This is a genomic window from Sporosarcina sp. P20a, assembly GCF_002743175.1.
Classification (GTDB): domain Bacteria; phylum Bacillota; class Bacilli; order Bacillales_A; family Planococcaceae; genus Sporosarcina.
Genome location: NZ_PDYT01000007.1, coordinates 18,629 through 30,788, shown reverse-complemented (window position 1 = coordinate 30,788; position 12,160 = coordinate 18,629). Strand labels below are relative to the sequence as shown.

Here is a 12,160-nt window from a genome sequence, read left to right as displayed (position 1 = left end):
GAACAAATAAACGTTTTATTTTCACACTTTACATTTATTTGAAACCAATCCTTCTTTCATAACGTATATATACAAACCAAAAGGGGGAGATCGAATGTTACACACGACAACTAACATGCTGCAGGGCCGGACAATTGAAACGTATCACGGGATTGTATCAGGGGAAACTATCATGGGAGCAAATATCGTACGAGATATTTTTGCATCTGTCACCGATATTGTAGGTGGACGCAGCGCTGCTTATGAAAGCAAACTAACTGAAGCACGTCAAACAGCAATTGATGAAATGTCCCAGAAAGCGAGTGCTATGGGTGCGAACGCTGTCATCGGTGTAGACTTAGATTTCGAAATGGTACGTGAAGGCATGATGATGTGTATCGCAACTGGTACAGCTGTTACGTATCGGGATGGAGAATAATCATTATTAGAAAAAGAGAGGGTTTCCCCCCTCTCTTTTTCTATTATCCTAATATCTCCGCTACACGTCCAACTTGTCCATCTTCAAGTCGCACTTTAATACCGTGTGGATGGAAGCTGGAATTAGTCAATAAATCTTTGACAACACCTTCTGTTTTCACTCCACTACGCTGATCTTTCTTTAAAATAACAGCTACTCGTAACCCAGGTTTTACATCTGAACGATTTTGTCCATTCATATACTCATCTCTCCTCTTTTTATTCAGTGTACCATATTCATGAACTCTTTCTCCCCCAGTACATCGGATGAAGGAAGATAGGATGCATGGTACAATAAAGTCTATCAAACTAGGAGGGGTTTTCATGCGATTAACAGTATACCTAGCTGGTGAAATTCACACATCTTGGCGAGATGAAGTCAAACAACAAGCAAAAGATCTACAATTACCTGTCGACTTTGTCGGCCCCATGGAAGACCATGATCGCTCAGACAACATAGGAGAAGAAATACTAGGACAACAACCGGATAAAATCTTCAAAGATGCTGCAGCTTCAAGCCTCAACAACTTACGAACGGAAATATTAATGAAAAAATCAGATGTCGTCATTGCCTTATTTGGTGAACAGTACAAACAATGGAATACTGCGATGGATGCCAGCGCAGCAGTCGCTTTCGGGAAGCCACTCATTCTGATTCGTCAGGAAAATCATCACCACCCATTAAAAGAACTATCCCGTAAAGCACATGTTACGGTAGAATCGGTAGATCAAGCAGTTTTAGCATTAAAGTATATTTTCGAGTAACTCTGTCATTGAATCGCTAGAGGACAAGCCTATTAAATTATCGGCTTGTCCTTTTTTTCTCTACTGACTTCTATGTTTACCACTTCAACTATCATTTACTTTTGGCTAGTCTTCATACATAATAATTTTGACCTATCACATCTCAAATAAATAATTTCTTAACAGAAAATTCTATCTGTATATAACATCTCAAAATGGTAGAATAGGAGTAGATGCGAAAGTGGGAAGGGGCAATCGGGTCGTGCAGAAAAAAGGAATTCGCCAACAATACATAAAAGTATTTATCGTATCAATAGTCATCGCGATCATCGGAATGGGTAGTATGTATTTCTATGCTAGTAGCTCTTGGGACGAACTAGAAGATCTACAGCAAGATTCAATAAATAAATCGGAATTGATTGAAGAAATATCCGATTCGATTCAAGATCTATTCTTTCGGATACGTGGTTACTACGCTTTTCAAATAGAGGAAGAACTAAACTTTGCTTATCAAGCAATCGAAGACATTCATTCTTATTCCAGTGAATTTAAATCTCTTCAACTAAATGCAGACGAACAGCAAATCATTGACGAAATCGATAACTTCTTAATGGAATACGAAAGTGTCACCCTTCCAAAAGCGATTCATTTTGTTGAAGAGGATGATTATGATGGCTTACAGGAATTAGCAAAGAGTGGTACCAACCTAAACGTCAACAGTTTCCTTAAATATGCTAATGAATACGAAGATTCTTCAAAGGAAAAGATGAAACTCGCATACAATAATACGATGCAACAAACTAAAGCATTCTTTTTGATTATCACCATCTTCGGCTTTACCTTCTTGCTTATTCCAATCTATATGGTTTGGAACGTTATCAACCGGGTGGTTAAGCCGGTAGAGGATATCACGCGCGCAGCAGATCAGTATGAAACAGAAGGTACTGTCTTATTCCAGCCTATTCAGTCAGAGAATGAAATCGGTGCTCTCTCGCAATCCATTCATAAAATGATGGAACGTATACAAATGAATGAGCAAGAGCTTCTTGCCCAAAATGAAGAGTTGATTACACAGCAAGATGAATTATTCAATCGCCAGACTAAAATGGAATTCGCTTTATCTGAAGCTCGATTTACCCGTATCCGTTTAGAACGTTACAACGGTTTGAGTCATATTTTATCATTTTCTTTGGATAAGCAAGAAGTATGCGACCAAACTTCCGACTATTTAAATCACATCTATCAAGCCGATTTAAGTTTTCTTTGGCTTCCTAAAAATGGGATTCATACGTTGAAAGGAATTTCACAAGATTTTTTCAATGAAATAAAACAAGAACGACTAGATTATATAAAAATAAGACTTGAAACAGAGCCCTATTTTATGATCAAACGAGAAGCAGTATATGAAAAAGGAATAGCTGACAGTACTACATATGTCTATGATTTTGTGACAGGTATCTACAATGTCGCTAACGAATTAAGTGTCGTTTCCGTTCTCTCGCGTATCGGCAAGCCGTTTACGGATGACGACCAAAAAGATTTATACGGTTTGCTTAAACGAATTGCGATTGCTGTGGACCGGATTGAGCAATACGAACTCATTAGTCATGAACGTCAATTGAATCAGAATATATTGGATAACATCAATGAAGGAATTCGTTTCGTTTCAAATACAAGTGAAGGCGATAAGTATAATACAGCCTTATTTGATTTACTTGGCATGGAACCTGAAACGGAACATAAGGCATGGCCAAGAGAAGAGTGGACAGAGTATTTCCTGAAGCAAATCAATGACCCTGTTCAATACAAAGCATTTCTTGATGAGGCAATCCGATCCGAATCCACGGAATTCATAAATAACCACTATACACTTTCATTGCCTTCTAAAAAGTCTCGGGTCATGAATGTGTATAGTGTCCCAATTATTATTCAACAAGAAAAAGTGGGTACGATCTTCGTACACCGTGATATAACGCATGAACACGATGTCAATAAAATGAAAACAGAATTGGTGTCGACTGTCAGTCACGAGTTACGAACTCCTTTATCAAGTATACTCGGATTCTCTGAGCTTTTACTGAATAAAGATATGGATGAGCAACGCAAAAAACGCTATCTTGAAACTATTCACAGCGAAGCAAACCGATTGACTGCCCTCATCAATGACTTCTTAGATTTACAGCGGATGGAATCAGGGCGTCAATCGTATACAATAGAAGATGTATCGGTTAATACAGTAGCTGAAAAGGCTGTATCCTATTTAATGATACAATCCCCTCGCCATACTTTAAAGATGCAAGATCTCACATATTCATCTATAGTCAGAGCGGATTATGATCGTGTACTGCAAGTATTCATGAATTTAATTGGGAATGCTATTAAGTTTTCTCCTGAAGGTGGAAATGTAAATATTACCCTGTTAAATCAACAAGACGCAATTGTCGTTTCCATAGCGGACGAAGGGATTGGCATCCCTTCAGATACTATTGGACATCTATTTGAGAAATTTTATAGATTCGATAATAGTTATAGTAGAAAAATTGGCGGTACCGGTCTAGGTTTATCTATATGTAAGGAGATTATACAAGACCATAACGGACAGATTTGGGTAAGTTCTGAAGAAAACGTAGGGACGACAATCTTCTTCTCCCTTCCTTTGAAACAGCAGTTGCCAATAGAAAATATTGACTACGACAAACCTTTGATTGTCATAGTAGAAGATGATGTGAATATTTCATTATTACTGGGAGAAGAGTTAGCAAGCAATGGATTTTCAGTCATTCATCATTCCAAAGTAAACAAAGCATTTGTATGTATTGAAAAACTGCAACCGGCTGCAGTCCTCGTCGACCTTATGCTAGAAGAGGGTGAAAACGGTTGGGATCTAATTAGCCAAATGAAAGAACATACTAAAACTAAATCAATCCCCATCGTTATATCTTCTTCATTGGAAAAAGAACCGTTACTGATGAAAAAGTTCCATATTAGTGAGTATTTGACGAAGCCTTATCCTCTTAGCGATTTATCATCCATTATCATGGAAACAATAGAACGATCTGATGGACTGATTTTATATCCAGAGAACAACTAAAAAGAACGTCCTTTTCCTTACGGAGAGGACGTTCTTTTTTAGTTATGTACTGTAATTAAAATAGCGACTTAACTAATTCTACTAATTCACTCGGGCTAAATGGTTTGGGAACAAAGTAAGAGGCCCCTTTGGCTAAAGCAGTATCCTGATCCGCTTGCTGTGCCTTCGCAGTAAGCATAATAATAGGTGTTGTTAGTTTTAACGATTGTAGACGTTCTAATAATTCTAAACCCGTCATACGTGGCATCATATAATCTAAAAGAATGGCGTCATATGAATTTCTTTGAATCTTTTCCAAAGCTTCTACCCCATCTTCTGCTTCTTCTACTTGAAACCCTTCAAATTCCAAAGTGTCCGTCAGCAACATGCGTAAAATATCTTCATCGTCTACAACTAACACTTTTTTTCCTATATGAGTCAAAGTGGGTACCTCCTTCTATTCTCTTTTATCAAATAAACGATTAGCTAATTTATCAATTCTTCCGAGGACTTCTGATGGTTGAAATGGCTTAATAATATAGTCATCTGCTCCAAGCCAAAGAGCTGCCTTAATATCATTTGCACTTTTTCTAGCTGTCATCATGGATACTGTGACGTTTGTTTTAGCATGGTCGCTCTTTAATCGACTTAATACTTCTAGACCATCCATTTTTGGCATGACACCATCAAGTAGTACGATGAAATAAGCGTCTGGGCTGTACCAGTCATCTTCCAGAAACGAAGGGCCATCAGCATACGTCTTCACTGTAATATCAATGTCCGAAGACTTTAACTCCATCAACGTTTGCTGAAGGATCTGCCTAATGAACGAGTCGTCATCTACAATAATGACAATCAACTTTCTCTTCACTACCCGTTTTCTCTGGTCGTAAATCACAGTTTGATTTCGCCCTGAACGCTTTGCTTCATAAAGAGCCTGGTCAGCAGCATATATCAAGTTTGCAGTATTCCCCTTATATGTCGCACTGCCCGCGGAGAAGGTTACTTGGAACGTCTCTTCATCAGAAGTGAATGTAGTGTCATTAAATTTTTCCCGAATGCGATCGACGGCATGCACAGTATCTTCTGCTTTGATAGTATCAAATAATAAAGCAAACTCTTCCCCGCCGTAGCGGAATACGTAATCACCTTCACGTTTTTCTTCTTTAATGATTTCACCAAACTTCCGCAGAACTTCATCGCCGACAGGATGTCCATACAGATCATTTACTTGTTTAAAGTGATCCAAATCTATTATGACAAGTGAGAAAATCACTTCGGATTGATCAGCTTTTTTAGCCAATATATTAATAGTCTCGTCAAAGTAGCGTCGATTACCTACACCCGTCAAACTATCTGTAATCATACTGCTACTGACCGCATGTTGACGCATTTGCCGATTGAATAAATAAGGGAAAAAGACATCCATATCAAAAGGTTTAGGTATTAAATCCATGGCCCCTCTACGATATGTTTCAATCAAAAGTTCTTTTGTCACTTCTTCACTCGAGATAGCTAAAGTCGTATTTTTTTGCCGCGCAGGTTCTGCAATTTGATCAAGTACTTCAAAACCTGTCATATCAGGCAACTTGGCATCTATGATGACAATACTTGGCCTCATAGAGTAAAATTGTTCAATTCCGCGCTTCCCATTTAATGAAATAATTACTTGAGCTCCAAGCTTCTCGAGCAACTCTTTTAAATTGGATACAAATTCTAAGTCTTGATCAATAATTAGAACGAATGTCTCTTGATCAAGACGGTTGACGTAACGATCCGGTAATTGAAATTCTTCTTTTTTCACAGTAATGGTATCATCAAAATGCGAACGAATACGATTCTTCAAATTTTCTAATGAAGAAACGGGTATTTTCTGATCGTTGGAAGATGTTAAAATCTCTAATTGTGACGCACAAAAGAGAGACAACTGTTGCAACCCGATTGTCCCAGACGTTCCCTTCAATTTATGAAGAAAATAATACAACTCTCTTTCCGTTAAACTACCACGCACTTTCCACTCTTCAAAGATATTCTCTGTTCGTTGTGCAAGCATATTCTGATATTTTTTTTGACTCACTGTTTTCCTCTCCGTTCAGCGGAAGCATTCCCATTTCGGCCTGTACTTCTGATTCCCCGGTATTCTACTTCTATAAAAAGAGAGCTGGTAATATAGAATTCCCTATTACCAGCTCAACAATATATTTACTCTAGACCCATTTCTTCTTTCACTACTTGTGAAATTCGATCTGCATAGTCTGCACATTGTGCTTCTGTTTCAGATTCGACCATTACACGGACGAGTGGCTCCGTACCCGAAGGTCGTACAAGAACTCTTCCCTGGCCGTTCATTTCTTTCTCTACTTCATTAATAACTCCAACGATACGCATATTATCCATTACCGCATATTTATCCATTACACGAATATTAGTTAATTTTTGCGGATACACTTTCATTTCACTAGCTAATTCCGAAAGTTTTTTACCAGTTTGCTGCATGATATTAACGAGTTGCAATGCTGTCAGTAAGCCATCGCCTGTTGTATTATAATCCATAAAAATAATGTGACCTGATTGCTCTCCACCAAGATTATAATGATTTTTACGCATCTCTTCTACGACGTACCGATCCCCTACAGCTGTTTGAACACTCTTCATGCCGAATTCTTCTAGAGCTTTATAGAAGCCCAGATTGCTCATCACAGTAGAGACAATAGTATCTGATTTTAATCTGCCCTTGCTATGTAAATATCGCGCAACTATGAACATAATTTGGTCACCGTCAACAATATTTCCCTTTTCATCAACAGCGATGAGACGATCTCCATCACCATCAAATGCTAAACCGATATCAGCACTTTTTTCTACTACAAGTGCTGCAAGTGCTTCGGGGTGTGTAGACCCAACACCATCATTAATGTTCAAGCCATTTGGAGAAGCACCCATTGTTGTTAAGTCTGCATCCAAGTCCGCAAAAACATGGGTTGCCAAGACCGAAGTTGCACCATGTGCGCAATCAAGTGCCACATGGATATTCTCAAAGTCCTCATCGACAATTTGTTTCAGGTATTGAATATACTTTTGACCGCCTTCAAAGTATTCTGTAATGGTTCCAACATTCCCACCAACCGGACGGGGCAATGTATCTTCTTCTGCATTCAATAGCTGTTCGAATTCTTCTTCCTGTGCATCAGTCAGTTTAAAACCGGTTTCCCCGAAGAACTTAATTCCATTATCTTCAACCGGATTATGTGATGCTGAAATCATAACACCTGCTTGTGCGTTCATGACACGTGTTAAATAGGCTACGCCTGGTGTACTGATTACGCCTAATTTCATAACTTCCACACCAACAGATAATAGACCTGCTATTAACGCATTTTCAAGCATTAAACCAGAAATCCGTGTATCTCTTCCTACTAGAACTTCTGCTTTTCCTTCTACATCTTTAGTAAATAAATATCCACCGATTCTTCCTAATTTAAATGCCAGTTCAGGTGTAAGTTCCTTGTTCGCTACACCTCTGACGCCATCTGTTCCAAAATACTGTGTCATGTTGTATTCTTCCTTTCGATCTTATCTTAGTAGATCATGTTTGGTACGTGCTTTACGATTCTTTAGTATCATCCGTCTTTTTCGATACGTCAGATGTTTCACCTGAAACCTTCACCTGGATTTTTAATTTAGCAGGTGTCACTTTAGTAATTCCATCTGGCTTTTTCACATCTACTTCCACTTTCCCGGATTTATCTATTTTATCTATCTCCAGTTCTATTGGAATATCTTTAATTGCGTCCACTGAACTCTTTGGACCGTACATTCGAATGAATTGAACTTCGGGTACTGCACTTTCAATCGTTATTCCATCCGGAGATTGTCCCTTTTGTTGCAACTTCAACGGTATTTCACGACTATATTCCTGAATATCCACTTTGACGGTCACTTCTTCCGGATCCAATGCAACCGATAGCTTATTCAAGTCCCGATCTAACACACGAACACGTGACTTTTGCTCAAAAGGCTTATCTAGGCTACCGTCACTAGCAATAGAGACCTTTACGAAACTAATGGCATCCACCACGCTTTTCGCACCTGTAACATTAATTGAAGAGGGTTGGACGCCCATGCTTTTCACTTCGTAGCCTTCTGCTAGCAATCTAGTATTCATCTCTGGATCGACACGAAATGATTGAGTTACCTTTTCCTCAATATTAATAGTAACCGTTGCAGGATCTAGCCGAACATCCAGTTTATCTGATAAATTTTCTGCTTGTATACGCACACTATGTTCACCGAGTGTCAAGTTTTGCAAGTCTAATTTCAATGTAAAGTCCTTTAGCAATTTAGTAGTCTGTACAATTTGGGCGGGTCCTTCAATTGTCATATTGACCATGTCAGGTACTCCGGTTACTACTAAATTTTCCGTATCGTAATATACTTCTACGGGTACGTCTTGCATGAGATCAAACACATCGCCTATTGTATTACGACTTGATTGGTCCTCTGCTTTTACTGATAAAAACAGCATGATTGCTAAAAACAGAGCAGTCAGTCGTAGAAACCAGGGGCTATCCATGAATTTATCCATTTTTTCTCTTCCCCCACTTCCATAGAGAAGTATCTGTTTGTCCTGTGGTGTTACCGAACCATGAAATACGTAATAGCTTTTCGAATTCCTCGATATCTAATTTTCGGTTAATTTCCCCATCCGCAGCCAGGCTTATAGCACCCGTTTCTTCTGAAACAATGATAGTTACCGAATCAGTGACCTCACTGATTCCAAGTGCCGCACGATGTCGTGTACCGAGCTCTTTAGAAATAAACGGACTTTCCGACAATGGTAAATAACAACCCGCAGCAGCAATACGATTTTTCGTCACAATGACTGCACCGTCATGTAGCGGTGTGTTTGGAATGAAGATATTGATGAGAAGTTCGGAAGTAATATGTGAATTCATGGGGGTGCCTGTTTCGATATATTCACTAAGACCTGTTTCCTTCTCAATCGTGATTAAAGCACCAATACGCCGCTTCGCCATATAACTAACGGATTTGACGAATGCCTCAATCAGTCGATCACGTTCTTCTTCTTCCTGCATAGCAGTCCGCGCAAAGAGTCTGCCCCGTCCTAGCTGCTCTAACGCTCTACGTAATTCTGGCTGGAATATAATGATTGCAGCCAAAAAACCGAATCGCAGTACTTCTTCCATCATCCATTGAAGTGTCTTCAAACCGAGCCATTCCGTAATATAGCGACCGATTAAAATCACAAATATACCTTTTAGTAATTGGACAGCTTTTGTTCCTTTAATAATGGTAATTAATTTATATAGTACGAACCAAACAAGAAGCACATCCACAATATTTTTCAGTATTTCTATTGGTGCTAACGTTGTTGCTTGCTCCAAACCCGGCATGTGCTTCCCCTACCTTTTAAAAAAAATCTTATAAATTTAGTATAACATAATTCCCAACTAACATGCCCAACTAAAAGGTATTGTACGTCTGAGTGAAAATTAAAAAAGTGATGCATAAGCCCGTAAGCCGCATCACTTTGTAATTTATTTTATCACTCATTTTCAAGCTTTTGTTCTTTCGACGCAGGGATAATTTCCTTTGCCACAGATTTCATCTTATACCACAGCCAATCAAAGATTTCATTGATTTCTTCACTTGATCCCGTTATAACGGCAGTCGAAGCCATATACTTAGAACCTCTAATGACCGTGACATCGCCATCAACCTCTCCTTCTATTCGAAGGTTCCCATTCTTCACGACAAGGTCTCCAACAACTGTTTCGCCTGCCGGTACAACAACCGTTTCTCCCTCAACAACCAAATTAGGCTGCTTCGTAAACGAAAACTGCTGTTCATTTTCAAAACTCGAGAAGAAAGATGCACTCATCAGTAGTAAAAACATCGCAGCCGCCACCATAAATGGATGTTGACGTAACCACTTATTCGGACCTTTCTTAACCGTCTGTCTTGGCAATCTTGCAGTCACGCCATTGACAAAACCAGTGGGTGCTTCCACTACATCTACAGCCTTAAATAAAGTAACGGTTTGCTCTAGTTCCTCAAATGTTTCTCTGCACTCAACACATAACTTCAAATGTTCGTTCATAATCTGCTCTTCTTCATTGGTGATTTCACCATCTAAAAACGCATGCATATAATGGACAACATGTTTAGGACATTTTTCCATGAATCTAACCTCCTACATACTCCCCATTTGTTGCCGAAGCGCTTCTCGTCCTCGATGTACTCGTGTTTTTACTGTGCCGAGTGGCATCTCCAAGATGTCAGCGATTTCCTGCAACTGTAGGTCTTCCATATATCGTAAAATAATAATCGTGCGGTATTTATCGGGCAGCCTGTTTACTTCATATTGAACACGATCTTTCATTTCCATCTTTTCTACTTCTTCTTCCGGTAACTGTTGTACCATTGCGATTTGCGAATACATGTCCAAGCCTTCAGTCCCTGGAACTGTTGCATCCAAGTAGTAATCGGGTTTTTTCTTACGAATACGATCAATACATAAATTGGTGGCAATACGATACAACCAAGTAGAAAATTTCCGCTTTTGATCATAGGTTTCCAAATTTACATAAGCGCGCACAAAGGCTTCTTGTGCAATATCTTCCGCCTCTGCTGCATTGTTCAACATTCGATAGCAAACTTGATATAGACGGTGTTGAAAATGGATGACAATTTCCTCAAAAGCTTCCTGATTACCATGTAAAACTTCTTTTACTCGTTTGTTAATTAATTCGTCCAATAGGCTTCACTCTCCGCTCTCATGCGGCTGTCCCTTTATATACGTTAGAAACTGCATTTGGTTTCACTTTTTTCATTTATTATGTCCATCTCTACTTTATCATTATTCTGACTACCAGTGATAGCGATTTCCTAAATAGAAAAAATGATCCAAACCCGCAGGCTTAGATCACTTCAACGAATTATAGTAGTTTTTCACCAAATAATGATCCCATTAGACCGACTGCCACATCAGCTGTCTTATTGTACTTGTCGAGTATAGGATTTACTTCAACGAATTCCGCGGATGTAATAACATTTGCATCTTCTAGCAATTCCATAGCCAGATGACTTTCACGGTATGTGATCCCACCTGGCACCGGCGTTCCAACTCCTGGTGTATACAATGGATCCAAACCGTCCAAGTCTAATGACAAATGAACACCATCTACTTTTCTTGAAGCAAAATACTCAAGTGTTTGCTGTATGACCGCTGACATTCCGTAACGATCAATTTCGTGCATAGTAAATACTTTTACGCCTTTTTCCTTAATCAATTGTCGTTCACCAGGATCTACTGAGCGTGCTCCGATGATTACCACGTTTTTAGGATTGATTTTCGCTCCCTCACTATGCACATTTACCAATCGCTCATGTCCCAGCCCCATACTGACCGCAAGCGGCATACCATGGATATTTCCTGACGGAGATGTTTCGCTCGTATTCATATCTGCATGCGCATCATACCAAATAACACCAAGATTTTTATAGTGTTCCGACAACCCTGCAAGTGTACCAATTGCAATACTATGATCTCCACCGAGAACTAATGGAAACTTTTTGTCCTTTACTATGGCTGAAATTTTCGCAGCAAGCTCTTCAGTCGCTTCTGTCACTTCTGTTAAGTTCTTCAATCCTGCTTCATTACACGATAGATCATGAATAGGAGAAACAGAAACATTCCCTTCGTCCTTAATATGATGCCCCAATGCCTGCAGGCGATCTACCGCTCCTGCATACCGAATCGCGCTTGGTCCCATATCCACTCCACGCCGGCTCTGACCAAGATCCAAGGGTACTCCGATTAAAGAAATGACTAGTTCGCGCATAGTTAATCCTCCCACCTGATATTCA

Annotated in this window: 12 protein-coding genes; 3 read left to right on the top strand and 9 right to left on the bottom strand. The window is 39.3% G+C overall.

The features are described from left to right. The first annotated feature begins 94 nt into the window (after positions 1 to 94). Entirely contained in the window at positions 95 to 418 is a 324-nt protein-coding gene (locus CSV72_RS08550) for a YbjQ family protein (RefSeq protein ID WP_099633839.1), read from the top strand. A gap of 43 nt (positions 419 to 461) precedes the next feature. On the opposite strand, the gene CSV72_RS08545 is transcribed toward CSV72_RS08550, so the two are convergent. Then, positions 462 to 656 carry a YwbE family protein gene (locus CSV72_RS08545; protein WP_099633838.1) on the bottom strand — a complete coding sequence of 65 codons (195 nt, stop codon included), beginning with the start codon at positions 654 to 656 and terminating at the stop codon, positions 462 to 464. A gap of 124 nt (positions 657 to 780) precedes the next feature. On the opposite strand from CSV72_RS08545, the gene CSV72_RS08540 reads away from it, so the two are divergent. Together CSV72_RS08540 and CSV72_RS08535 are read left to right on the top strand one after the other, a co-directional pair. After that, positions 781 to 1,221 (top strand): YtoQ family protein, encoded by a 441-nt coding sequence (locus CSV72_RS08540; RefSeq protein WP_099677990.1) that lies wholly within the window; start codon positions 781 to 783, stop codon positions 1,219 to 1,221. Between the two features lie 241 nt (positions 1,222 to 1,462). Next, positions 1,463 to 4,291 (top strand): ATP-binding protein, encoded by a 2,829-nt coding sequence (locus CSV72_RS08535; protein WP_158232180.1) that lies wholly within the window; start codon positions 1,463 to 1,465, stop codon positions 4,289 to 4,291. 55 nt (positions 4,292 to 4,346) lie between these two features. Here the strand turns inward: CSV72_RS08535 and CSV72_RS08530 are convergent, their stop codons facing one another. From CSV72_RS08530 to rocF, 8 genes are all read right to left on the bottom strand, one after another. Next, entirely contained in the window at positions 4,347 to 4,712 is a 366-nt protein-coding gene (locus CSV72_RS08530) for a response regulator transcription factor (RefSeq protein WP_099677988.1), read from the bottom strand. Between the two features lie 15 nt (positions 4,713 to 4,727). Then, a complete protein-coding gene (locus tag CSV72_RS08525) occupies positions 4,728 to 6,347 on the bottom strand; it encodes a diguanylate cyclase (protein ID WP_099677987.1) in 1,620 nt (539 codons plus the stop codon). A 125-nt stretch (positions 6,348 to 6,472) separates the two neighbouring features. Beyond that, positions 6,473 to 7,822, bottom strand: coding sequence for a phosphoglucosamine mutase (gene glmM / locus CSV72_RS08520; RefSeq protein ID WP_099633833.1), 1,350 nt, complete (start codon positions 7,820 to 7,822; stop codon positions 6,473 to 6,475). Between the two features lie 52 nt (positions 7,823 to 7,874). Further along, the gene (locus CSV72_RS08515) at positions 7,875 to 8,855 is read right to left on the bottom strand and encodes a CdaR family protein (protein WP_099677986.1); all 981 of its coding nucleotides are present in this window, start codon (positions 8,853 to 8,855) and stop codon (positions 7,875 to 7,877) included. Then, positions 8,848 to 9,684 carry a diadenylate cyclase CdaA gene (cdaA, locus tag CSV72_RS08510; protein WP_099630572.1) on the bottom strand — a complete coding sequence of 279 codons (837 nt, stop codon included), beginning with the start codon at positions 9,682 to 9,684 and terminating at the stop codon, positions 8,848 to 8,850. Before cdaA ends, CSV72_RS08515 begins: the two co-directional genes overlap by 8 nt. Positions 9,685 to 9,836: 152 nt before the next feature. Further along, positions 9,837 to 10,472, bottom strand: a complete 636-nt coding sequence (locus CSV72_RS08505; RefSeq protein WP_099677985.1) for an anti-sigma factor family protein — start codon at positions 10,470 to 10,472, stop codon at positions 9,837 to 9,839. A 12-nt stretch (positions 10,473 to 10,484) separates the two neighbouring features. Beyond that, a complete protein-coding gene (gene sigW / locus CSV72_RS08500) occupies positions 10,485 to 11,048 on the bottom strand; it encodes an RNA polymerase sigma factor SigW (RefSeq protein ID WP_099633830.1) in 564 nt (187 codons plus the stop codon). A gap of 181 nt (positions 11,049 to 11,229) precedes the next feature. Then, positions 11,230 to 12,135 carry an arginase gene (gene rocF / locus CSV72_RS08495; protein WP_099677984.1) on the bottom strand — a complete coding sequence of 302 codons (906 nt, stop codon included), beginning with the start codon at positions 12,133 to 12,135 and terminating at the stop codon, positions 11,230 to 11,232. Positions 12,136 to 12,160: the final 25 nt, after the last annotated feature.

Bases quoted from the DNA above. Each gene is read 5' to 3' on its own strand.
- cdaA (WP_099630572.1), bottom strand. From the start codon at position 9,684: ATGCCGGGTTTGGAGCAAGCAACAACGTTAGCACCAATAGAAATACTG.
- CSV72_RS08505 (WP_099677985.1), bottom strand. From the start codon at position 10,472: ATGGAAAAATGTCCTAAACATGTTGTCCATTATATGCATGCGTTTTTA.
- CSV72_RS08550 (WP_099633839.1), top strand. From the start codon at position 95: ATGTTACACACGACAACTAACATGCTGCAGGGCCGGACAATTGAAACG.
- CSV72_RS08545 (WP_099633838.1), bottom strand. From the start codon at position 656: ATGAATGGACAAAATCGTTCAGATGTAAAACCTGGGTTACGAGTAGCT.
- rocF (WP_099677984.1), bottom strand. From the start codon at position 12,135: ATGCGCGAACTAGTCATTTCTTTAATCGGAGTACCCTTGGATCTTGGT.
- CSV72_RS08540 (WP_099677990.1), top strand. From the start codon at position 781: ATGCGATTAACAGTATACCTAGCTGGTGAAATTCACACATCTTGGCGA.
- CSV72_RS08515 (WP_099677986.1), bottom strand. From the start codon at position 8,855: ATGGATAAATTCATGGATAGCCCCTGGTTTCTACGACTGACTGCTCTG.
- glmM (WP_099633833.1), bottom strand. From the start codon at position 7,822: ATGACACAGTATTTTGGAACAGATGGCGTCAGAGGTGTAGCGAACAAG.